General features: G+C 67.5%; 16 protein-coding genes. 9 read left to right on the top strand and 7 right to left on the bottom strand.

The features are described 5' to 3' along the window. The 7 genes from ahcY to N5D30_RS12730 all read left to right on the top strand — a co-directional run bounded on the left by ahcY (position 1) and on the right by N5D30_RS12730 (position 7363). Positions 1 to 1410 (top strand): adenosylhomocysteinase, encoded by a 1410-nt coding sequence (ahcY, locus tag N5D30_RS12700; protein WP_279909282.1) that lies wholly within the window; start codon positions 1 to 3, stop codon positions 1408 to 1410. A 101-nt stretch (positions 1411 to 1511) separates the two neighbouring features. After that, positions 1512 to 2357: a methylenetetrahydrofolate reductase [NAD(P)H] gene (gene metF / locus N5D30_RS12705; RefSeq protein ID WP_220812336.1), complete on the top strand. Its 846-nt coding sequence runs from the start codon at positions 1512 to 1514 to the stop codon at positions 2355 to 2357. Positions 2358 to 2470: 113 nt separating this feature from the next. Beyond that, positions 2471 to 3847, top strand: coding sequence for a nucleotide 5'-monophosphate nucleosidase PpnN (gene ppnN, locus N5D30_RS12710; protein WP_279909283.1), 1377 nt, complete (start codon positions 2471 to 2473; stop codon positions 3845 to 3847). Between the two features lie 188 nt (positions 3848 to 4035). After that, positions 4036 to 4386, top strand: a complete 351-nt coding sequence (locus N5D30_RS12715; RefSeq protein ID WP_279909285.1) for a hypothetical protein — start codon at positions 4036 to 4038, stop codon at positions 4384 to 4386. 1 nt (position 4387) lies between these two features. Next, positions 4388 to 4858 (top strand): hypothetical protein, encoded by a 471-nt coding sequence (locus N5D30_RS12720; RefSeq protein ID WP_279909287.1) that lies wholly within the window; start codon positions 4388 to 4390, stop codon positions 4856 to 4858. Then, positions 4851 to 5234, top strand: coding sequence for a DUF805 domain-containing protein (locus N5D30_RS12725; RefSeq protein WP_279909288.1), 384 nt, complete (start codon positions 4851 to 4853; stop codon positions 5232 to 5234). Before N5D30_RS12720 ends, N5D30_RS12725 begins: the two co-directional genes overlap by 8 nt. Before the next feature lie 257 nt (positions 5235 to 5491). Beyond that, positions 5492 to 7363: a DEAD/DEAH box helicase gene (locus N5D30_RS12730; RefSeq protein WP_279909290.1), complete on the top strand. Its 1872-nt coding sequence runs from the start codon at positions 5492 to 5494 to the stop codon at positions 7361 to 7363. 312 nt (positions 7364 to 7675) lie between these two features. Here N5D30_RS12730 and N5D30_RS12735 read toward each other — a convergent pair whose 3' ends face one another. Next, the gene (locus N5D30_RS12735; protein WP_279909291.1) at positions 7676 to 8248 is read right to left on the bottom strand and encodes a YceI family protein; all 573 of its coding nucleotides are present in this window, start codon (positions 8246 to 8248) and stop codon (positions 7676 to 7678) included. A gap of 18 nt (positions 8249 to 8266) precedes the next feature. Then, positions 8267 to 8821, bottom strand: coding sequence for a cytochrome b (locus N5D30_RS12740; RefSeq protein ID WP_279909292.1), 555 nt, complete (start codon positions 8819 to 8821; stop codon positions 8267 to 8269). Between the two features lie 406 nt (positions 8822 to 9227). Here N5D30_RS12740 and N5D30_RS12745 point away from each other — a divergent pair, with 406 nt between their 5' ends. Continuing rightward, the gene (locus N5D30_RS12745; protein WP_279909293.1) at positions 9228 to 10634 is read left to right on the top strand and encodes an adenosylmethionine--8-amino-7-oxononanoate transaminase; all 1407 of its coding nucleotides are present in this window, start codon (positions 9228 to 9230) and stop codon (positions 10632 to 10634) included. Between the two features lie 123 nt (positions 10635 to 10757). Next, positions 10758 to 11477, top strand: a complete 720-nt coding sequence (locus N5D30_RS12750) for a 16S rRNA (uracil(1498)-N(3))-methyltransferase (RefSeq protein ID WP_279909295.1) — start codon at positions 10758 to 10760, stop codon at positions 11475 to 11477. A 1-nt stretch (position 11478) separates the two neighbouring features. Here N5D30_RS12750 and N5D30_RS12755 read toward each other — a convergent pair whose 3' ends face one another. The 5 genes from N5D30_RS12755 to N5D30_RS12775 form a co-directional block, all read right to left on the bottom strand. After that, positions 11479 to 12090: a LysE family translocator gene (locus N5D30_RS12755; protein ID WP_279909296.1), complete on the bottom strand. Its 612-nt coding sequence runs from the start codon at positions 12088 to 12090 to the stop codon at positions 11479 to 11481. 79 nt (positions 12091 to 12169) lie between these two features. Beyond that, positions 12170 to 12961, bottom strand: a complete 792-nt coding sequence (locus tag N5D30_RS12760) for an AraC family transcriptional regulator (protein WP_279909297.1) — start codon at positions 12959 to 12961, stop codon at positions 12170 to 12172. A 1-nt stretch (position 12962) separates the two neighbouring features. Next, positions 12963 to 13433, bottom strand: a complete 471-nt coding sequence (locus tag N5D30_RS12765) for a chemotaxis protein CheW (protein WP_220813721.1) — start codon at positions 13431 to 13433, stop codon at positions 12963 to 12965. Between the two features lie 28 nt (positions 13434 to 13461). Further along, the gene (locus N5D30_RS12770) at positions 13462 to 14481 is read right to left on the bottom strand and encodes a chemotaxis protein CheB (RefSeq protein WP_279909299.1); all 1020 of its coding nucleotides are present in this window, start codon (positions 14479 to 14481) and stop codon (positions 13462 to 13464) included. Further along, positions 14474 to 22432 (bottom strand): Hpt domain-containing protein, encoded by a 7959-nt coding sequence (locus N5D30_RS12775; RefSeq protein ID WP_279909300.1) that lies wholly within the window; start codon positions 22430 to 22432, stop codon positions 14474 to 14476. Before N5D30_RS12775 ends, N5D30_RS12770 begins: the two co-directional genes overlap by 8 nt. Between the last annotated feature and the right edge of the window lie 21 nt (positions 22433 to 22453).

Genomic DNA, 22453 nt, shown 5'->3' on the forward strand with positions numbered 1-22453 from the left:
ATGGAGAGCTTTTGCATGAGCGCTGCTTTTAACGATTACAAGGTCGCCGATATTTCCCTGGCCGACTGGGGCCGCAAGGAACTGATCATCGCCGAGTCCGAGATGCCGGCACTGATGGGCCTGCGCCGCAAGTACGCCGCCAGCCAGCCGCTGAAAGGCGCCAGGATCATCGGCTGCATCCACATGACCATCCAGACCGGCGTGCTGATCGAGACCCTGATCGCCCTCGGCGCCGAAGTGCGCTGGTCCAGCTGCAACATCTTCTCCACCCAGGACCAGGCCGCCGCCGCCATCGCCGCCGCCGGCATCCCGGTGTTCGCCTGGAAGGGCGAGACCGAGGAAGAGTACGAGTGGTGCATCGAGCAGACCATCCTCAAGGACGGCCAGCCGTGGGACGCCAACATGATCCTGGACGACGGCGGCGACCTGACCCAGATCATCCACGAGCGCTACCCGGCGATGCTGGACAAGATCCACGGCGTGACCGAGGAAACCACCACCGGCGTGCACCGCCTGCTCGACATGCTCAAGGCCGGCACCCTGAAAATCCCGGCGATCAACGTCAACGACTCGGTGACCAAGAGCAAGAACGACAACAAGTACGGCTGCCGCCACAGCCTGAACGACGCCATCAAGCGCGGCACCGACCACCTGATGTCCGGCAAGCAGGCCCTGGTGATCGGCTACGGCGACGTGGGCAAGGGCTCGGCCGCCTCGCTGCGCCAGGAAGGCATGATCGTCAAGGTCTCGGAAGTCGACCCGATCTGCGCCATGCAGGCGTGCATGGACGGCTACGAAGTGGTCTCCCCCTACAAGAACGGCCTCAACGACGGCACCGAGGCCAGCATCGACGGCGACCTGCTGGGCAAGATCGACCTGATCGTCACCACCACCGGCAACGTCAACGTCTGTGACGCCGGCATGCTCAAGGCCCTGAAGAAGCGCGCCGTGGTCTGCAACATCGGCCACTTCGATAACGAGATCGATACCGCCTTCATGCGCAAGAACTGGGCCTGGGAAGAGGTCAAGCCGCAGGTGCACAAGATCCACCGCACCGGCGCCGGCACCTTCGACCCGCGCAACGAGGACTACCTGATCCTGCTGGCCGAAGGCCGCCTGGTGAACCTGGGCAACGCCACCGGCCACCCGAGCCGGATCATGGACGGTTCCTTCGCCAACCAGGTGCTGGCGCAGATCCACCTGTACGAGGCGCAGTTCGCCGCCCTGCCGGCCGCCGACAAGGCCGCCAAGGTGACCGTCGAGGTGCTGCCGAAGAAGCTGGACGAGGAGGTGGCGCTGGAAATGGTCAGGGGCTTCGGCGGTGTGGTCACCCAGCTGACCCCGAAGCAGGCCGAGTACATCGGCGTGACCGTCGAAGGTCCGTTCAAGCCGGACAGCTACCGCTACTAACCGCAGCGGCAAGCGGCAAGCCACAAGCAGCAAGCAGGCGTCGAACCGCTCTGCCTGCCGCTTGAGGCTTGTAGCCTGCGGCTGAGAAGGAACCCTTCTCCATGTCTCAAGAACGTCGTTACAGCTTCGAGTTCTTCCCCACCAAGACCGAGGCCGGGCATGAAAAACTGCTGAACGTCGCCCGTCAGCTGTCCACCTACAACCCCGATTTCTTCTCCTGCACCTATGGTGCCGGTGGCTCGACCCGTGATCGCACCCTCAACACCGTCCTGCAGCTGGACGGTGATGTCGGCGTGCCGACCGCGCCGCACCTGTCCTGCGTCGGCGACAGCAAGGAAGAGCTGCGCAGCCTGCTCAGCCAGTACAAGAACTCCGGCATCAAGCGTATCGTCGCCCTGCGCGGCGACCTGCCGTCCGGCATGGGCATGGCCAGCGGCGAGCTGCGCTTCGCCAACGAGCTGGTGGAGTTCATCCGCGCCGAGAGCGGCGACCACTTCCACATCGAAGTGGCGGCCTACCCGGAAGTGCATCCGCAGGCCCGCAGCTACGAGGACGACCTGAAGAACTTCGCGCGCAAGTGCCAGGCCGGCGCCGACAGCGCCATCACCCAGTACTTCTTCAGCGCCGACTGCTACTTCTACTTCGTCGAGCGCGCGCGCCGCATCGGGGTGGAAATCCCGATCGTGCCGGGCATCATGCCGATCACCAACTACAGCAAGCTGGCGCGCTTCTCCGACGCCTGCGGCGCCGAGCTGCCGCGCTGGATTCGCAAGCAGCTGGAGGCCTACGCCGACGACCTGGACAGCATCCAGGCCTTCGGCGAGCAGGTGGTGACCGAGATGTGCGAGCGCCTGCTCGAAGGCGGCGCCCCGGGGCTGCATTTCTACACCCTCAACCAGGCCGAACCGAGCCTGGCCATCTGGAACAACCTCGGCCTGCCGCGCTGAGGCGAGCGCGCCGCCGTGGCAACTTCGCGACGGCGGCGCGATCTGATGACAGACAATCCCTCCCCGCGCCTCGTCATTCCGGCGCGCTCGCGCCGTCCGACACGGAAGCCTAGATGACTCTGGTACGCAACAAGATCAATGCCTCGGTGAGCCCCAAGGGCAGCCTGGAAATCCTCTCCCAACGCGAAGTGCAGCAACTGCGCGAGACCGGCTCCGACAGCGTCTACGCCCTGTTCCGCCAGTGCGCGCTGGCGATCCTCAACACCGGCTCGCACAGCGACAACGCCAAGACCATCCTCGAGGCCTACCCGGACTTCGAAGTGATCATCCACCAGCAGGACCGGGGCATCCGCCTGGAACTGCGCAACGCGCCGGCCGACGCCTTCGTCGACGGTGAGATGATCGCCAGCACCCGGGAAATGCTGTTCAGCGCCCTGCGCGACATCGTCTTCACCCAGAGCGAACTGGAGAACCAGCGCGTCGACTTCGACAGCTCGCAGGGCATCACCGACTACGTCTTCCACCTGCTGCGCAACGCCCGCACCCTGCGCGCCGGCGTCGAGCCGCGGATGGTGGTGTGCTGGGGCGGCCACTCCATCAGCACCGAGGAATACAAGTACACCAAGCGCGTCGGCCACGAACTCGGCCTGCGCGGCCTGGACGTCTGCACCGGCTGCGGCCCGGGCGTGATGAAGGGACCGATGAAAGGCGCCACCATCGCCCACGCCAAGCAGCGCATCGCCGGCGCACGCTACCTGGGCCTGACCGAGCCGGGCATCATCGCCGCCGAGGCGCCGAACCCGATCGTCAACGAACTGGTGATCCTGCCGGACATCGAGAAGCGCCTGGAGGCCTTCGTCCGCGTCGGCCACGGCATCATCATCTTCCCCGGCGGCGTCGGCACGGCGGAGGAATTCCTCTACCTGCTCGGCATCCTCACCCACCCGGACAACGCCGACCTGCCGTTCCCGGTGGTGCTCACCGGGCCGAAGGTCGCCGAGCCCTACCTGCAGCAGCTGCACGCTTTCATCGGCGCGACACTCGGCGAGGAAGCGCAGAAGCGCTACGTGCTGATCCCCAACGACCCGGCCGAAGTCGCGCGCCACATGGCCGCCGGCATGAAGGAGGTGCAGCGCTTCCGCCGCGAGCGCAACGACGCCTTCCACTTCAACTGGCTGCTGAGGATTGACGAGAGCTTCCAGCGCCCCTTCGAGCCGACCCACGAGGCCATGGCCGCCCTCAACCTGACCCGCGCCCAGCCGCTCCACCAGCTAGCGGCCAACCTGCGCCGGGCCTTCTCCGGCATCGTCGCCGGCAACGTCAAGGAGAACGGCATCCGCCTGATCGAGGAACACGGTCCCTACGTGCTGCGCGGAGAAAAGGACATCATGCAGCCGCTGGACCGCCTGCTGCAGTCCTTCGTCGAACAGCACCGTATGAAGTTGCCGGGCAGCAGCGCCTACGTGCCGTGCTATCGGGTGGTGAGCTAGAGCGGCCAGCGCTTTCCCGGAGCCATTGGCGGGCTCGTCCCGTCGTGGCGGGATCGGACGGTCTCTCCCAGAAGCCGAAGCAGCTCTCAAACCCGCCACTTGTGGCTGCCCATCGAAGGACGTTGCACATAAACTGCGGCCAGCCGGCACCACGGCCGGCGAGTTCGCTCTACATCGACGAGGTTGAAATGGACGTCACCTACGGAAAGCCCACGGGGCTGGAGTGCGCCGATTTCACCAATGAAATCCAGCCGCTGCCCAAGCTGGGCGATACCCTTCCCAAGGGCCTGACCCGGCAATATCTCCTCCGCACACCCAGCCCATACATCTTCGGTACCGACCCGACTCCCGAGACCCGCCTCTACAGGAATCCGCGCAGCGTATTCAGGCAGGTCAACGGCGGCACTTCACCGTCGACCGCGATCGCCCGTTTCAACAGCAATACCGGCGAACTCGTGATGCTGGAAAGCGCCAACGAAATCGAGCTGGCCATCCGGGAGTTCGAGGCCAAGCAGACGCAGACCAGAAGAGCCTCCTGAAGTGAGGCGCATCTCGATCTGGGCCCTGTCCCTGCTACCCGTGCTCATCCTGGCGCTGTGCGGCAACGCGATCTACGACTGGCTGCTGGAACAGGTCACGGCCGGGCAAGCCCATGCGCTTATCGCCCTGACGCCAGAAGCCGTCTTCATGCACCGGGCCAAGACCATAGGCTCGCTCGTGCTGCTCGGACTGTGCATGGGCTTGGCGTTGCGTCATTGCCTGAAGCCCGCCTCCGGCCTCCACAGAGCGCTGTCGCTGTTCACGCTGGCCGCCATCGCCGCCAGCGCCACGACGGTGACGATCGTCAAGCTCCGCGACCATGTCCAGTCGACCGCCGGCGCCCGGATCATCGACTCGTCGATGGAGATAGGCGCAATCCCGTTGTATCTGGCGGGCGTGATCCCGGCTGCCTGTCTCCTGGCCGGTGGTGTCCTGCTGGCCCTGGTCTTCGGCAAACGAACCCATGCATAGGGTTGTCGCCCTCTTCTACGCACACCTGATAAGACCCTGGTTGCGAGGCTACCGGCGCATCGTGGTCTTCTCCGGGCGGGAGACCCGGCGCAGCTTCGCGGCGTTCCTGGCGCTCCACTACGGCTTGCTGCTCCTGATCACCCAGGACGGCATGCTCGACCTTTCCCGTGATGTGCTCGCGGGCCTGGGGCTGTTCTCCCTGCTGGTGACGCTCAGCTACAACGTGAGGCGGCTGCACGACAGCAATCGCTCGGGACTGCTGTGCCTCGCCTACTGCCTGGCAGCCGCGCCCGTGGTCGTGGCGGTGTCCCTGTTCCTGTCGCCGGACAATCGGGACAATCCCTATGGTCCCGATCCACGGCACGGGAACTATTGAGCAAGCGCTTCATCTGAGCCTCACCCGGATGAGTCCACCGCCGCACGCTCCCTAGAGCGAGCCAGCCGGAAAATTCAGACGACAGGCAACTAGCGGTGCAGCCACATTGCTCTGTTATACTTGCCGTTCCCGCCAGGCTTGCGCCCGGATGCTCGGCCACCCATCGCCCAGCAGTACCGGACGGGATCGTTCAACGAGAGCGATTCAAGCCAGGCAACTTCCCAATGGGCCTTCGCCCCACTTAGACAGGATTGCTCATGTCCTTTGCTTCCCTCGGTCTCTCCGAGGCATTGGCCGGTGCCGTTGAGGCCGCCGGCTACGCCCAGCCCACTCCGGTGCAGCAGCGGGCCGTTCCCGCCGTGCTGCAAGGCCGCGACCTGATGGTCGCCGCCCAGACGGGTACTGGTAAAACCGCAGGCTTCGCCCTGCCGATTCTGGAACGCCTGTTCCCGGGCGGTCATCCGGACCGCGAACACCGCCGCGGCCCGCGCCAGGCCCGCGTGCTGGTGCTGACGCCGACCCGCGAGCTGGCCGCCCAGGTGCACGACAGCTTCAAGATCTACGCCCGCGACCTGCCATTGGTCAGCACCTGCATCTTCGGCGGTGTCGGCATGAATCCGCAGGTCCAGGCCCTGTCCAAGGGCGTCGACCTGCTGGTGGCCTGCCCGGGTCGCCTGCTCGACCTGGCCGGCCAGGGCAGCGTCGACCTGTCCCATGTGGAGATTCTGGTCCTCGACGAAGCCGACCGCATGCTCGACATGGGCTTCATCCATGATGTGAAGAAGGTGCTGGCCAGGCTGCCGGCCCAGCGCCAGAACCTGCTGTTCTCGGCGACCTTCTCCAAGGACATCATCGCCCTGACCAACAAGCTGCTGCACGACCCCGAGCGCATCGAGGTGACGCCGCCGAACACCACGGTCGAGCGAATCGAGCAGCGTGTGTTCCGCATTCCGAGCACCCACAAGCGCGCCCTGCTGGCGCACCTGATCACCCTCGGCGCCTGGGAACAGGTACTGGTGTTCACCCGTACCAAGCATGGCGCCAACCGCCTGGCCGAATACCTGGACAAGCACGGGCTGCCGGCTGCCGCGATCCACGGCAACAAGAGCCAGAATGCCCGCACCAAGGCCCTGGCCGACTTCAAGGCCAACCAGGTGCGCATCCTGGTGGCCACCGATATCGCCGCCCGCGGCCTGGACATCGACCAGCTGCCGCACGTGGTCAACTACGAGCTGCCCAACGTCGAGGAAGACTACGTCCACCGCATCGGCCGCACCGGCCGCGCCGGGCGCAGCGGCGAGGCCATCTCGCTGGTGGCGCCGGACGAGGAGAAACTGCTCAAGGCCATCGAGCGCATGACCCGGCAGCAGATTCCGGATGGCGATATGCAGGGCTTCGACCCGGCCAGCGTCGAAGTCGAGAAGCCGGAAGCGCGTGGCCCGCGCCCGGAACGCCAGCCGCGCGCCGACAAGCCGAGGCACGAAGCCAGGCACGAGCCCAAGGCCGATGGCGAAACCGGAGAAGGCCCGGGCAAGAAGCGCAAGCGTCGGCGCGGCAAGGGAAAGACGCCAGGCCAGGGTGAAACCGTCCAGGGCCAGCAACCGTCGCAGCCACAGGCCCAGCCTCGCCAGGCCAAGGCCAGGAAGCCCGCCACGCCGCAGGACATGCCGCCGGAGCGCGACCCGGAGGAATTCCTCGACGACGACTACGACAATTTCGGCAACCGCGCCGACTACGTACCGCCGGCCCAGCCCAAGCCCCAGGGACGCAACCAGCGCCGTGGTGGTCAGGGCAGCGCTCAGCCGCGCGGCCAGGCCCAGGGCGGTCAGCGTCAGGGCAACGGCGGCCAAGGCGGCCAGAAGCAGCAGGGCAAGCCCGGCCAGCGCCAGGGCAGCAACGGCCAGAACCGCAGCCGCAGCGGCGGTCAGGGTCGCAGCAACGGCGGCGGTCGCCGCGAAGAGCCGCGCTACGATCGCCAGGAGCCGGCGGTGCAGGACAGCCGCGTCGCCAAGCAGCCGCTGATCATCCGCAAGGGTGAGCGCCTGCCGACGCTGGAGCAGCTGGAAAGCCTGCAGGAGACTCGCCCGCGCGGCGAGAAGCCGGCGCTGCTGACCCGCAAGGAGTCGTAGACGGCTGGAAAAGGCCATGTCCCCGTTAAATATTGCCCTGACTTGAGCCGCGGAATTCGCGGATGAATTCGCTCCTGCAACGCGGGATCGGTCAACACCAGATAACGGGGATATAGCCCATGAAAAAGCCGGCCCAAGGGCCGGCTTTTTTGTGCCGCAGAGATGAGGGTTTAGCGAGCCAGCACCAGGCCAAGCGGAAGAGGACCGAGGGCGCGGAGTCTACAAACAGTAGATGCTCCGGGCGCGCTCAGCGGCAAGCCCCTGCCCGGGCCCTTTTCCAACGACCCATGGCCGGCGCGCAACAAACCCGGATTACTGGCGGACGCCTTCGACGGACAGGATCAGCTCGACCTCCTGGGAAGCCGGGCCCGGGCCCTTGATGTTGAAGTCTTCCAGCTTCAGGGTGGTGCCACCCTCGAAGCCTGCACGGTAGCCGCCCCACGGGTCCTTGCCTTCGCCGAGGAACTTGGCCTTGATCACCACCGGCTTGGTCACGCCGTTCAGGGTCAGGTTGCCGGTGATGTCGGCGGTGCCTTCGCCAGTCGACTTGACCGAGGTGGACTCGAAGGTCGAGGTCGGATTCTTGCCGGTGTTGAGGAAGTCTGCGCTGCGCAGGTGCTTGTCGCGCTCGGCGTGGTTGGAGTCCAGGCTGGCGGTGTTGATCTTGACGCTGACCTTGCTCGCCTCGGGCGCCTTGGCGTCGAAGCTGAAGCTGCCGTCGAAGTCCTTGAAGGTGCCGTACAGCCAGCTGTAGCCCAGGTGGCTGATCTTGAAGTTGATGAAGGCGTGCTGGCCTTCCTTGTCGATGGCGTAGTCGGCGGCCATGGCCTGGCCAGCGAACAGGGCGACGCCCAGGGTGAGGGCGGCGAGGGGTTTCTTGAGCATTAACGATCTCCTTGTGGGTTACTTGCCGGTACGACCGAACATACGTACCAGGGTGGCGTCACGGTCAATGAAATGGTGCTTGAGGGCCGCCAGCGCATGCAGGCCGGCGAAGATCACCAGCGCCCAGGCGGCATAGAAGTGGAATGCGCCAGCCCGGTCGGCCTGCTCGGAAATGCTGGTGATGGTGGCGGGGACCTCGAACAGGTCGAACACGCTGATGCCGCGGTTGTCGGCGGTGGAAATCAGGTAGCCCGAGATCATGATGGCGAACAGGCCGAGATAGAGCAGCGCATGGCCGAACTTCGAAGCCAGGCGGGTCAGCGGCCCGTGGTTGGCCGGGGCAGGCGGCGGCGGGGTGATGAAGCGCCAGATCACGCGGACCAGCATCACCACGAACAGCAGGATGCCGATGCTCTTGTGCAGGTCGGGCGCGGTGCGGTACCAACTGCTGTAGTAATCCAGCCCGACCATCCACAACCCGAGGCCGAACAGGCCGAACACCGCGAGCGCCACCAGCCAGTGCAGCAGGATGCTGACCAGGCCATAGGTGGAATCCGAATTGCGCCACTGCATGAGAAAACTTCCGAACAAACGATGGAGACAGCCTAGCGGCAAACGCATCGATTAAAAGCGGAATTTTTCGCTTCGAAATATCGGGTAACCAGATGATTACATCGATGCGGCGGCCGTGCTACTTGGTCAGAACAGCCGCACGGAGGTTCACCGCGAAGGCTCTGGATGGCGCCTTTCGGGTGATGAGCGACCTCCATCTCGGTGAACAGGCGAGACAAGGAGTCGACCTCTTCCCATTGGGCGAACCCTGGGTCCCGGCTGACCGTAGGCCGGCGTCTTCCACGAGCGACTTGCCGGCGACGAAACCAGGGCGATCTCACCCAGCGCCGGCAATGGCCCGACGCGGCCAGACCTATCCGGCGGGGGCTTCTGGTAGTCTCACCGGCTGTCGTTTCGGAGAAGCCCCATGAACCAGAACAGCCAATGGATGCAGCGCGACCTCGCCGTGCTGTGGCACCCCTGCACCCAGATGAAGGACCACGAGCGCCTGCCGCTGATTCCGATCCGGCGCGGCGACGGCGTCTGGCTGGAAGACTTCGACGGCAAGCGTTACCTGGACGCGGTCAGCTCCTGGTGGGTCAACGTGTTCGGCCATGGCAACCCGCGCATCAACGCGCGCATCCGCGAGCAACTGGACAGCCTGGAACACGTGATGCTGGCCGGCTTCACCCACGCGCCGGTGGTCGAGCTGTCCGAGCGCCTGGTGAGGATCACTCCGCCGGGGCTGAACAAGGTGTTCTACGCCGACAACGGCTCGTCCGGCATCGAGGTAGCGCTGAAGATGAGCCACCACTACTGGATCAACAGCGGCAAGCCCGGCAAGAAGCGCTTCGTCACCCTGACCAACAGCTACCACGGCGAGACGGTGGCGGCCATGTCGGTGGGCGATGTGGCGCTGTTCACCGACACCTATAAGGCACTGCTGCTGGATACCATCAAGGTGCCGAGCCCGGATTGCTACCTGCGTCCCGAGGGCATGGACTGGGAGGAGCATTCGCGGAATATGTTCGCCGCCATGGAGCACACTCTGGCCGAACATGCCCACGAAGTGGCGGCGGTGATCGTCGAGCCGCTGATCCAGGGTGCCGGCGGCATGCGCATGTACCACCCCGTCTACCTCGAGCTGCTGCGCGAGGCCTGCGACCGCCACGGCGTGCACCTGATCCACGACGAGATCGCCGTCGGCTTCGGTCGCACCGGGACGATGTTCGCCTGCGAGCAGGCCGGCATCACGCCGGACTTTCTGGTGCTCTCCAAGGCCCTTACAGGCGGCTACCTGCCGATGGCCGCGGTGCTCACCACCGACGAGGTGTACGGCGCCTTCTACGACGACTACGCCACCCTGCGCGCCTTCCTCCACTCGCACACCTACACCGGCAACCCGCTGGCCTGCGCGGCGGCGCTGGCGACCCTGGACATCTTCGAGCAGGACAACGTCATCGAGGCCAATCAGGCACTGGCCGCGCGCATGGCCAGCGCCACCGAACACCTCAAGGACCACCCGCACGTGGCCGAGGTGCGCCAGACCGGTATGGCGCTGGCCATCGAGATGGTCCGGGACAAGGCCGGCAAGGTCGCCTACCCCTGGCAGGAGCGGCGCGGCCTGGCGGTGTACCAGCACGCGCTGGACCGAGGCGCCCTGCTGCGCCCGCTGGGCAGCGTGGTGTACTTCCTGCCGCCCTATGTGATCACCCTGGAGCAGATCGACTTCCTCGCCGAAGTGGCCACGGAAGGCATCGACATCGCCACCCGCGAATCGGTGAGCGTCGGCGTCGCCTCCGACCTCTATCCCAACCACCGCGACCCGGGCTGATCGCAGGGCGGGTGAACCCGCGGGTTGCACCCTCCCTACCGAACTGCGGTGCGCATGGCGCACCCTGCCGGGGCCGAAAGCTTTAAGCTTGCGTCTTTCCACTTGCCGCCTACAGCTACTTCCATGCGCCTATCCCGCTTCTTCATCGACGCCCCGCTCTCTCTCGGCCAGCACGAACTGCCCGAGGCCCAGGCCCACTACATCGGCCGCGTGCTGCGGCATGCGGCGGGCGACGCCGTGCAGCTGTTCGACGGCAGCGGCCGGGAATACCGGGGCGAGCTGGTCGAGGTCGGCAAGAAGGCCGTCAGGGTCGAGCTGCGCGAACAGCTGGATGGCCTGACCGAGTCGCCGCTGCGCATCCACCTGGGCCAGGGCCTGTCGCGGGGCGAGCGGATGGACTGGGCGATCCAGAAGGCCACCGAACTGGGCGTTACGGAAATCACCCCCATCGTCTCCGAACGCTGCGAGGTGCGGCTGAAGGACGAACGTGCCGACAAGCGCCTGGCCCACTGGCGCCAGGTGGCGATCAGCGCCTGCGAGCAGTGCGGCCGCTCCGTCGTGCCGTTGATCCACTCGCCGCAAGAGCTGGATACCTGGCTGGGACAAGTCGAAGCCGAACTGAAGCTGGTGCTGCACCCAGTTGCCGAATCATGGGTTGGACACACCCCACCTCGCTCACTGGCCTTTCTGATCGGCCCGGAAGGTGGTCTCAACGATCCGGAAGTACAGCGCGCCAAGGCTGCCGGCTTCCACGCCGCCCGACTCGGCCCGCGCGTGCTGCGCACCGAGACCGCGCCGGTGGTGGCGCTCAGCGTGGCCCAGCAGCTGTGGGGCGACTTCTGACCTAGAGCCCGCGCAGGGTCAGCCCGGCCAGGGCCAGCAGAAGCAGGCCGCAGCCGGCATAGCTGATGCGATGCCAGAGCGCCGAGGTGTTGCGCCGCAGCCAGTCCACCAGCGCCGCGCAGACGAAGCACCAGAGCAGCGAGGCGAACATGAAGCCGGCGAAAAACACCGCCATCTGCGCCCGGCTCGGCGTGCCCTCGACCATCCCCGCCAGGGCGCTGCCCAGGGCCCCCCAGAACACGATGTTCTTCGGGTTGGAAAGCGACAGCAGCGCGCCGGCGCCGAAGGCGTTGCGCCCCCGGGTGTCGCCACCCTCCTCCTGGGCCGGCGGGCTCCAGGCGTCGCGCAGCCCCTGCAGGCCGAGCCAGACCAGGTAGACCGCGCAGGCGACGGTCAGCGGCACCCGCACGCTGTCCTGGGCCAGCAGCAGGACCAAGCTGGTCAGGCCGATCAGCGCCCAGACCGCGTCGCCGATCAACGAACCCAGCTGCACCAGCAGCGCCGGGCGGAAACCGCCGATCAGGCCGCGCCGCAGGGTTTCGCTGAACACCGCGCCGGGAGATGCGCAGAAAGCCAGGCCGAACAGCATGGCGGCGAGGAAGATGGCCAGCATGGGAAAGCTCCGCAGTCACAAATGGCGCGGATTATCGCCGCGCCGGTGCCGGCGGGCTTGGACCGGATTGCAGCGGCGCTCAGCGCCGAACCAGCGCCTGGTACCGCCCCGGACTGAGGCCATAGGCGGCGCGGAAGTGACGGTTGAGATGGCTCTGGTCGGCGAAGCCCAGGGCGTGGGCGACCTCGCCGGCCGGCAGGCCCAGGCGCAGCAGCCCCTGGGCGCGACGGGTGCGCAACTGCATGGCCCACTGCCGAGGGCTGAGCCCGGTGTGCTTCTGGAAGCTGCGCAGCAGATGGAACTTGGAGAGCCCGAGCTCGGCGGCCATTTCGTCCAGGCCGGGCGTGCGCTCCAGGCGCGCCGCCAGAAGCTCCTGCAGCCGCGCCACGGCGGCAGGACCCATGTCCCGCGCCGCGGCCAGGCGCACTCCGGCGCCGGCGACGATGCGACCGAGCAGCAGGGTCACACCCTCCTCGCCGCGCTCGCGCAGCAGCGGGTCGTCGCTCAGGCAGGCTTCCACCGCGCAGGCCAGGTCGGCGGCAAGGGACAGCGCCTGCTGCAGCGGGCGCTCGAACTGCAGTTCGGCCCGCCCTAGGCTCTCGGCCAGCTGCGCGGGCGCCAGGTACAGGCCGACATAGCGCCAGGGCTGCCCCTCGGCAACGCCGCCGCCCTGGATTTCGCCGGGGTTGTAGGTGGTGATGGCGCCGACGCCGGCCGTGAAGCGACGGCCGTCCAGCCAGATATGCTCTTCGCCGAGCAGGTTGGCGCCGATGACGAATTCGTCGTGGCTGTGCTTCTCGAACTGCTGGCCCGGCAGACAACTGCTGGCGACCTCCAGGTCGCCGAGTCGCGCCAGCCGAACACCGCTCACGTCAGATCAGGCCGGCATCCGCCAGCTTCTGCTCCAGCGCGACCAGATCGGGAATCTTCACCACGGCCTCGCCGAGCTGCACGGCGTCCAGTTCGAGCGGGGCCAGGCTGGCGCTGGCGCGCTGCAGGCTGCTGTCGACCTTCAGCGAGCGCGGGATGCCCTGTACCAGCAGGGCGATGAACTTGACCCTGTCACGGCCACCCAGGGCGTTTAGCACGGCCACCCGCACGCCCGGGCCGATCTGCGGCTGGCCGTCGGACGCGGCCTCGAAGGACAGCAGCGGCAGCTGCAGGTCGCGCCACGGCACCTGGCCGAGGAACCAGGACGGCAGCCCCGGGGTGACCTGGGGCGGACGGTAGGGAATCAGTTCGGCGACCGTGACGTTGGGCAGCAGCAGGGTTCTGTCGGCCAGCGGCACCAGCAACCCGGTGAGGCTGCTGACGCTGTTCTGGCTGGCGATGGCTTGGCTCATGGCGGCTCCTTGAAAGACGGCGAGGCCGTTACTGGCACTGCTCGGCCAGGTGGGCGACCAGGGCGGCGGCCAGCTCGCGCGGGTCGCCGCTGAAGCTGCTGTAGCCACCTTCGCGCAGGCTGTCGGGCATGCTCGGGCTGGCGCAACTGTCGGCCTTCTGGGTCCAGATCACACCGCCCTGGCGGCGCACATAGGCGGCGGCGGCGCTGCCGTCACTGCCCATGCCGCTGAAGGCGATCACGCCGCAGTTGGCGCCGTACTGCTGGGCCAGGTTGAGCATCATCTGGTCGATCGAGGGGCTGTAGGGTTCGGGCCAGCCGCGGTCGGCCACCTGCATGGAGCCGTCCTCGGTGAAGCCGAGTTCATGGGCGATGGGCGCCACCACCACTTCGCCGCAGCGCACGGCATCGCCGTTGCGCGCCGGGTTGACGTGCCACTGGCTGTGCCGGCCGACGGCCTGCGGCAGCGCCGTCTCGAAGGCGGCGTCGATGTGCTGGGCATAGACGAAGCCGATCGGCAGGCCGCCCGGCAGTGCGTCGAGGAATTCCTTGACCGCCGCGGGGCCGCCGAGGGAGGCGGCCAGCAGCCAGACCTGGCGGGCCGGTTCGCCGGCCACCAGCGGGGTGCCGGCCAGCGCGGCCGGCAGCTCCAGGCGACTGGGGCGCTGCGCCTCGGCCAGCAGGGCCTCCAGGCTCGGGCCGATGGCCTGGGCCGGATCACCGACCAGGCGCTTGAGCTTGCCGAACAGGCGGCGCTCCCAGCGCGGGTAGTTCTCGGAGTGGCGCTCCGGGGCATGGCCCTCGCCGAACAGCACCGGGGCGCTGGCCTTCTCCAGCAGGTTGTCGACCAGCGGCGAGTCTTCCGACTGGGCCAGGTCGACCAGCCACAGGTCGGCGTCGCAACCGGCCAGGGCCTCTTCGTCCAAACGCGCGGGGTCGCTGTTGAGCACCACCTGGTAGCCGCTGCCGGACAATGCCTGCTGCAGCACGTGGCGCTGCAGCGAGGTGTCGGCGATGACCGCGATACGAGCAGCAGTTCTGTCAGCCATTGGCCTTGTCCTTGACCAGTTTCTGGATGTTGTCGAGCAGGTCCGACTCCTGGTAGGGCTTGCCGAGGTATTCGTTGACGCCGATGGCCATGGCCCGCTCACGGTGCTTCTCGCCGGTCCGCGAGGTGATCATGATGATCGGCAGGTCCTTGAGGCGTTCGTCGTGGCGCACCAGGGTCGCCACCTCGAAGCCGTCCATGCGCGGCATCTCGATGTCCAGCAGCATGATGTCCGGGCGGTGCTCCTGCAGTTGGGCGATGGCGTCGACGCCGTCCTTCGCGGTCAGCACGTTCATGCCGTTGCGCTCCAGCAGGCGGCTGGTGACCTTGCGCACGGTGACGGAGTCGTCCACCACCATGACCAGGGTCGGCCGCGCGGCATCGCTCTCGCTCGCCGCCACCGCCTCCTGGCTGGCCAGGCGTGGCGCCTGGACCTGGCCGAGCAGGTGGGCGTGGCGTACGCGGATGTTCGCCAGCAGGTCGAGAATCACCACCACGCGGCCGTCACCGAGGATTGTCGCGCCGGAGATGCCATGCACGCCGGCGAACTGCGGACCGAGGCTCTTCACCACGATCTCGCGGGAGCCGGCCAGGCCATCCACCTGCACCGCCACCGCGTGCTCGCTGGAACGCACCAGGATCACCGGCAGCGGCAGGCTCTGGCCCACCAGCTTGGGCTGCTGGCCGTTGTTCAGCAGGTCGCCCAGGTACTTCAGTTCGTAGGCCTGGCCGGCGTACTCGAAGCGCGGTGCATCGGGGCCGTAGTAGGCTTCCAGCTCGTACGGCGAGACCCGCACGATACCCTCGATGGTGTTCAGCGGGATGGCGTAGAAGTCCTCGCCGGAGGTGACCATCAGCGCCCGGTTGACCGACACGGTGAACGGCAGGCGGATCAGGAAGCGGGTGCCTTCGCCGACCGTCGACTCGATGCTCATCGAACCGCCGAGCTGCTTCACCTCGGAGTGCACCACGTCCATGCCGACGCCCCGGCCGGAAATCTGGGTGACCTTCTCGGCGGTGGAGAAACCGGCCTCGAGGATGAACTGCAGGATCTCGTGATCGCTGAGGTCGCTGTCCTCGGTCATCAGGCCACGCTCGATGGCCTTGCGCCTGACCGCTTCGAGGCGGATGCCGCCACCGTCGTCGGCCAGGGTCAGGAGGATGTCGCCACCCTCGCGGCCGAGGCTGAGGCGGATGTTGCCGGCCTCGGGCTTGCCGGCGGCGCGGCGCTTGTCGGCCGGCTCGATGCCGTGGTCGACGGCGTTGCGCAGCATGTGCTCCAGCGGCGCGACGATGCGTTCGAGCACGGTGCGGTCCATCTCGCCTTCGGCGTTGCCGACGTGGAAGTCGACCTGCTTGCCCAGTTCGCCGGCCACCTGTCGGACGATCCGGCGCAGGCGCGGCACCAGGCGGTCGAACGTCACCATGCGGGTGCGCATCAGACCTTCCTGCAGCTCGGTGTTGACCCGCGCCTGCTGCAGCAGCAGGGTCTCGGCGTCGCGGTTCTTCGCCGCCAGGGTCTCCTTCAGATCGAGCAGGTCGGACGCGGACTCGAACAGGGCGCGCGACAGCTGCTGCAGCTGCGAGTGGCGGTCCATCTCCAGGGGGTCGAAATCTTCGTAGCCGGCCCGCTCGGCCTCGGCCTGGTAGCGGCTGAGGATCTGTGCCTGGGTCTCGGTGTCGAGGCGGCGCAGCTGGTCGCGCACCCGCTCGATGGTGGCTTCCATCTCGCCGAGGGTGAAGCCGACGTCGCTCACCTGTTGCTCGACCCGGCCGCGGAAGATGGAGGTCTCACCGGCCAGGTTGACCAGCCCTTCGAGCAGCTCCGCCGGCACCTTGACCAGCTCCTGCGGCGCACGCTGGGCGGCGGCGCGGGCGGCGGCCTCGGCGGCGCGCTCGACGAAGGGCAGTACCTTGACCTGCTGGGCCTGCTGCGGCTGGCTGCTGGCGGCGACGATCGGCGTGCTCAGGGTGACCGGCACCGGCTCGGCGGCCGGCTGCTCGACCTTCGGCGCCTGCTCGTCGGCCGCCTGGCTGTCATCCAGGCGCTTGCGCAGCTGGTCGAGTTCGCCCTGTAGGCCTTCGAAGCCGGACTGCACGTCGAGGAACAGGCTGTCCGGCCAGGGCGCTCCCTGTTGCTGGGCCTCGGTCAGGTGCTGCTCGATGTCGTGGCTGAGATCGCCCAGGCGCTTCTGCCCGGCCAGCCGCGCACCGCCCTTGAGGGTGTGCAGGATGCGCAGCAGTTCGTCGATGGCCTTGCCGTTCTCGCGGTCTGCCTCCCAGTGGCCGATGGCGGCCTCCATGGCCTCCAGCAGGTCGTCGCCTTCTTCCAGGAAGATGTCGAGGATGTCCGCCTCGGCACCGGCGTCCTCTTCCACCACCGGCTGCAGGTGCACGCTGGTGGGTACGCTCAGTTGGGCATTAGGGTCCGCGCGAAAGCGCCGGATGGTTTCGATCAGCGCCAGACCATCGGGCACGGCGCGGTTGCCACGCACCGCGTCGAGCATTTCGGAGAGCCGGTCGTGGCAGGCCTGCAACAGGCCGAACAGCTCGCCGCCGGCCTTCAGACGGCCGTCGCCGACACCTTCGTAGAGGAATTCCAGCTCGTGGGCCAGGTCGCCGATCTCACGGATCTCGGCCATCCGCGCACCGCCCTTGAGGGTGTGCAGGTCACGCTGCAGGGCTTCCACCTCGAGGGTGTTGTCGACGTCGACCATCCAGCGCTGCAGGGCCGCGGCGGCGCTGTCCATGATGTCGAAGCCTTCCTCGAGGAAGATCTCGACCAGTTCGGGATCGCGATCCACCGGCGCAGCGGCAACGGGCGCAGCCGGCGCCGGGGCCTGGCTTACCGGCTCGGGCTCGGGCTCGGGCTCGGGCTCGGGCTCGGGCTCGGGGGCAGCATCGGCGGGCGGAGTCTCTTGCGCAAGCGGCGCCAGGTCTTCGGCGCCCAGGGCGGGCAGGGACTCGTCCAAGTGCCACTCTTCCGAACTCAGCGCCGGCAGTTCTTCCGGCAACACCTCGGCAGGCGGTTCCACGGACTCGATGTGCAGTTCGGGCAGCTCGTCCATCTGCGGTGCCACGAATTCGGCATCGGCCAGTTCGCCCAGGTCCATCTCCGGTGACTCGGCGACGGGCGTCTCGGGTTCGGTGGCGGGTTGATCCTCGGGCGTCTCCGATCCCAGGGCGGGCAGGGATTCGTCCAGGTGCCACTCTTCCGCAGTCATCGCCGGCAATGCTTCCGGCAGTTCCTCGGCCGGCGGCTCGACGGAGTCGATGTGCAGTTCGGGCAACTCGTCCATCTGCGGCGCCACGAAGCCGGCACCGGCCAGCTCACCCAGGTCCATTTCCGGCGACTCGTCCCGCGCCTCGGCGGACGGCGCCTCGGTCGGCTGCGTCAGCGCGTCGTCAGGATTCCATTCGTCCAGGCTCAGCGACGGCAGCTCGTCGACCGGAAGATCACCGGAGGGCTCGATGTCCGCCAGGGGCAGGTCATCTAGCGTGAGGGCGCCGAAGTCAGCCTCGACCGGCTCACCCAGATCGATTTCCGCCAGGGGCAACTCCGGCTCCTGAGCCGGCTCGGCCGGTTGCGGCTGTTCGTCCGCATCACGCTGTGCGCTTTCGCTGCTTGCCGAGAAACTCGGCGCGGCTATCGTGCCGCTCTGGCGAAAGGAGCGTATCGCGTCGATCAGTACCGACGAGTCCAGCAACGGCTGGCCGCGCTGCAACTGTTCGAGCACGATGGCGAGGCGGTCGTGGCTCTGCTGCAACAGGTCGGCCAGGGGCGGCGAATAACTGAAGCGACGGTCGACCAACCCTTCGTAGAGAGATTCCAGCTCGTGGGCCAAGTCACCGATGGCGCTGATTTCAGCCATGCGCGCGCCACCCTTGAGGGTGTGCAGGTCGCGTTGCAGAGACGACAGGGCGAGGGTGCTGTCCGGGTCGCTCAGCCAGCGGTCGAGGGCCTGGCCGGCGCTGTCGAGGATGTCGACAGCCTCTTCCAGGAAGATCTCCACCATCTCGGCGTCGAGGTTCTCCGGCATGCTGGCCAGCGGCGCGGCCGGCGCCGGCTGAATGCTCGGCAGGGGCTCGGGCTGCGCGGTCGGGAACGGCTCGATCTCAGGCTCCGGCTCGGGTTCCGGCAGCGCTTCGGCCTGGGGCTCGGCGGGCAGCTCGTCCAGCTCCACCACTTCCAGGCCGATGGCGTTGTCGGTATTCAGCAGCGCCAGGGTGGCCGGGTTCAGGGCCTGGGCCAGCAGGTCGCGCAGGGCGGCGACGCGCTCGGGCTGCGGGCTGACCTGCAGCGCGGCGGCGACCTGGTCCATCATGCCGATCAGCGCCTCGTGGGCGGCCTCGGCCTCGGCGAAGAAGTGCTCGCTGACCGCCAGGCGACCGTCCAGCACCGCCTGGTACAGGGCCAGCAGGGCCTGGCACAGCTCGTCGATCTGCGGCAGCTCGGCCATCTCGGCGCCACGGCCGAGGGTGGTCAGCTCTTCCAGCAGGGCGGACAGCTCCTGCTGCTCGCTGGGATGCTCGCGCCATTTGCGCAGCAGGTCCTCGGCATCCAGCAGGATGTCCATGCCTTCGGCTAGGAAGATGGAGATCAGTTGCGGATCGCGCTGGTCCTGTTGCTCCAGGCGCGCGCTCTCGGCGCCCTCCAGGCGGGCGTGGTGCAGCTTGTGGACCCGCTCGAGAAACTCGGCGGCCCCCGGGATCGGCGCCAGCGGCTGGCTTTCCAGCTGCTCCAGGCCGGCGCGGAACAGGTGCTCGGCGTCGCGCAGCAGTTCGGCTTCGCCGAGGTCCACCCTGATCAGGTTGGTCTTGAACTCCTTGACCAGCTTCTCCAGCGGCGTGGCGATCTCGGCGATCGGCAGGATGCCGGCCATGTGCGCGCTGCCCTTGAGCGTGTGCAGGGCGCGCTGCAGGTCGTCGGTCACCGGCTGCGGCAGTTCCTGGGCACAATCGGCCAGGAAGCCCACCAGGGTGTCCAGATGGGTCTCGGCCTCGTTGCGGAAGATCTCCAGCAGCAGCGGGTCGAGGGGCTCGTCGTTGGTGCCACTCTGGAACGCTTCAGGTGCCGGCAGATCGACGACGACTTCGGCTTCGACCGCTTCCTCCACCACCGCGTCGGCCACCTGCACGCCCTGCGGCGCGACGACCTCCGGCTCGCTGGCGAAGCTCGGCAACTGGCCACGGGCCAGGGCGTGGGCGGTCGCGGCCAGGCGGTCGACGTCGTCACGCTGGCGCTGGGCCTTGGCGGCGAACTCGTCGACCAGCGCCGGCATCAGCGCCACTACGTCGGCAATCACCTGCTGCACCGGCTGGTCGGGCTGGATGCTGCGATCCAGCACGCGGTTGAGCATGTTCTCGATGGACCAGCCCAGTTCGCCGATGATCAGGGCGCGGACCATGCGGCCGCTGCCCTTGAGGGTGTGGAAGGCACGCCGCACTTCGGTCAGCGCGTCCTTGTCGTCGGTATCCGCGCGCCATTGCGGCAGGTATTCGTTGATGGTCTCGAGAACCTCGCCGACTTCCTCGATGAAGACCTCGAGCAGTTCCTCGTCCACCGGTTCTTCGTCGGCGGGCGGCGGCAACAGGCTCGGCGGCACGTCCTGGGCAGGCGGATTGATGGCCTGCACCGGAGCGGCCATCACCTCGGCCATGGTCATCGGCTTGTCGACCGCGGGCTGGACCGGCTCGGGCTCGAGCGGCGCGCTCGGCAGATCGACTTCCGGCAGTTCGAGATCGGCAATCTCCAGCTCGTCCCATTGCGTCGGGGTGCTGTCGAGACTCAGCTCTTCGCCATCGAGCGACAGCTCCGGCAGGCTCTCGTCCAGCGCCGGCAGTTCGGCGACGCCCGGCAGCTCATTGGCTTCCGTGATGAAGGCGCTGTCGAGGGTGAATTCTTCCGGCTCGCCGGACAGCGCGGGGAGATCATCCGCGGCGACCACCTCGAGCGGCGCATCCAAGCTCAGGTCGATGCCGGCGGGCTCATCCGACTCGGCCTCGCCCAAGCTCCAGTTATCGTCGGACACCAGCAGCTCGCCGGCGTCCTCGGCCGGCAGTTCGGCGAACTCGACGCTCAGCTCCTCGCTCGCTTCCTCGTGAGACAGCGCGGGCAGCTCCGCGAATTCCAGCGGCTGCTCTTCCGCCAGCGGCTCCGCGAAGGAAGCCTCTTCGGCGGCCAGCACTTCGATGTCCTGCAGCGGGTCGGCCAGCGGTGCCGGCGCTTCCTCGCGCGGTTCGATGCGGTCGAGGATCGACGGCTTTTCCTTGAGCGGGTAACCCAGGCTCTCCAGGCTTTCCTCGGCGACGTCGAGGATCAGGTCGCCCTGGGTCGCGTGGTCTTCGGCCAGGCGCTCGAGGTAGTACTCGACGCTGGTGATGGCGTCGGCCAGGGTGTCCAGGTTCTGCCAGTTGGGTACGGCCTTGCGTACCAGCAGCTGCTCCTGGATGTAGCGGGTGCAGGCCTGCAGCAGCGCGGCGGCGCGGGCCAGCGGAATCATCGCCAGGCCGCCGCGGACCTGGGTCAGCAGCTCCGGCACGCGGGCCAGGTGCTCGTGGTTCCATTGCGAGGCGATGAACTCGATGATCGCGTCCTTGGCCTGCTCCAGCCCGGTGCGCGCTTCCTTGATCACCAACTGGTGAATCTGCGCCACGTCGGTGGTCGGCAGGTGGCTCTGCTCGCTCCGCTGGTCGTCGGCGGGGCCGACCATGCCGGCCAGGGTGGCCTCGACATAGAGCAGCGCGCCAGCCACATCCATCAGCACCGCATCGTTCGGCTCGCGCTGGCCGAGTGACAGGGCATGCACCACATCGATCTGGTCGAGGATGACCTTGCGCGGCTGGCCGAAGCCGAGCACGGCCAGGGTGTCGCCGATCTGCTTGAGCGGCGCCAGCAGGGCATCCAGCTCGGCGACCTGCTTGCGGTCACTGCGCACGAACAGGTCGAGGCTGTCCTTGACCCGCACCAGCTCCTCGCACAGCGCACCGACCACCGAACGCATGGCGTCGCGGTCCGGCCCGGCCAGGCGGGCGCGCTCCTCGTCCACCACGCCGCTGTCGGGCAGCGCGTCGTCGAGGCGGTACTGATCCTTGAGGGCACGCAGGCGCGGCGACTGCGCCGACGACTTGGCGACATAGAACAGCAGGTTCTTGGTCAGTTCGTCCGGTGCACGCTGGTTGATGCCGTCGGCACCCTGGTCGACCAGGCGCTTGAGTTCCTTGTCCACCTGGCGCAGCAGGGTACGCACCGAGGCGCTGTTGCCCACGCTGCCGTTGGCCAGGCCCTCGACCAGGCCGGAGGCGATCTGCCACAGGGCGCCGAGCGGAGCTTCCTTGCACAGGGTTTCCAGGCGGGCGAACACGCGCGCCATGTAGCCGAGATTGGTGGCTAGGTCCTGGTTGCGGATCACCCCGACCAGGGCCATCTGCAGCATCTGCCGCAGCTTGCGCAACAGCACCGGCAGTTCGGCGGAGCGCAGCTTGTCCAGCGAGTCGAGAGGCAGCGCCGGCAGGCGGGTGGACAGGTCGGGGGAGAACAGGCTGGTTTCCGACAGCAGGTTCTCGCCGCGGGCGGCACGCAGGTCGTTGAGCAGCGGCAGCACCACCATCGGCAGGTCGCGGCGCGCACTCTGGATGCGATCGAGGTAGGCCGGCAGCTGCAGGATCGCCTGCATCAGCACTTCCAGCGCTTCGTTCTGGTTGCCCACGCGGCCGTCCAGCAGCGCCTGGGTCAGCTGTTCCATTTCCTCGGCGAGCAGGGCCGCGCCGTAGAACTCGACCATCTGCAGGGTGCCATGGACCTGGTGCACGTAGGTCTGGCAGAAACGCATGCGCGTGGCGTCCTGCGGGTTCTCGACGAACGCCTCCAGGGCCTGACGCGCCTGCTTCAGGGTTTCCGCGATCTCGCCTTTGACCCATTCCAGGGCGACATAATCGTGCCGATCACCCATACCTGCTCCAGTCATTCTTGT

Source organism: Pseudomonas sp. GD03875 (assembly GCF_029840585.1).
Lineage (GTDB): Bacteria > Pseudomonadota > Gammaproteobacteria > Pseudomonadales > Pseudomonadaceae > Aquipseudomonas > Aquipseudomonas paralcaligenes.

Coding starts and splice junctions, on each gene's coding strand:
- N5D30_RS12765 (WP_220813721.1), bottom strand. CDS start 13,433: ATGAGCCAAGCCATCGCCAGCCAGAACAGCGTCAGCAGCCTCACCGGG.
- N5D30_RS12725 (WP_279909288.1), top strand. CDS start 4,851: ATGCATAGGGTTGTCGCCCTCTTCTACGCACACCTGATAAGACCCTGG.
- N5D30_RS12775 (WP_279909300.1), bottom strand. CDS start 22,432: ATGGGTGATCGGCACGATTATGTCGCCCTGGAATGGGTCAAAGGCGAG.
- N5D30_RS12755 (WP_279909296.1), bottom strand. CDS start 12,090: ATGCTGGCCATCTTCCTCGCCGCCATGCTGTTCGGCCTGGCTTTCTGC.
- N5D30_RS12740 (WP_279909292.1), bottom strand. CDS start 8,821: ATGCAGTGGCGCAATTCGGATTCCACCTATGGCCTGGTCAGCATCCTG.
- N5D30_RS12730 (WP_279909290.1), top strand. CDS start 5,492: ATGTCCTTTGCTTCCCTCGGTCTCTCCGAGGCATTGGCCGGTGCCGTT.
- N5D30_RS12715 (WP_279909285.1), top strand. CDS start 4,036: ATGGACGTCACCTACGGAAAGCCCACGGGGCTGGAGTGCGCCGATTTC.
- ppnN (WP_279909283.1), top strand. CDS start 2,471: ATGACTCTGGTACGCAACAAGATCAATGCCTCGGTGAGCCCCAAGGGC.
- ahcY (WP_279909282.1), top strand. CDS start 1: ATGGAGAGCTTTTGCATGAGCGCTGCTTTTAACGATTACAAGGTCGCC.
- N5D30_RS12745 (WP_279909293.1), top strand. CDS start 9,228: ATGAACCAGAACAGCCAATGGATGCAGCGCGACCTCGCCGTGCTGTGG.
- N5D30_RS12750 (WP_279909295.1), top strand. CDS start 10,758: ATGCGCCTATCCCGCTTCTTCATCGACGCCCCGCTCTCTCTCGGCCAG.
- metF (WP_220812336.1), top strand. CDS start 1,512: ATGTCTCAAGAACGTCGTTACAGCTTCGAGTTCTTCCCCACCAAGACC.
- N5D30_RS12735 (WP_279909291.1), bottom strand. CDS start 8,248: ATGCTCAAGAAACCCCTCGCCGCCCTCACCCTGGGCGTCGCCCTGTTC.
- N5D30_RS12770 (WP_279909299.1), bottom strand. CDS start 14,481: ATGGCTGACAGAACTGCTGCTCGTATCGCGGTCATCGCCGACACCTCG.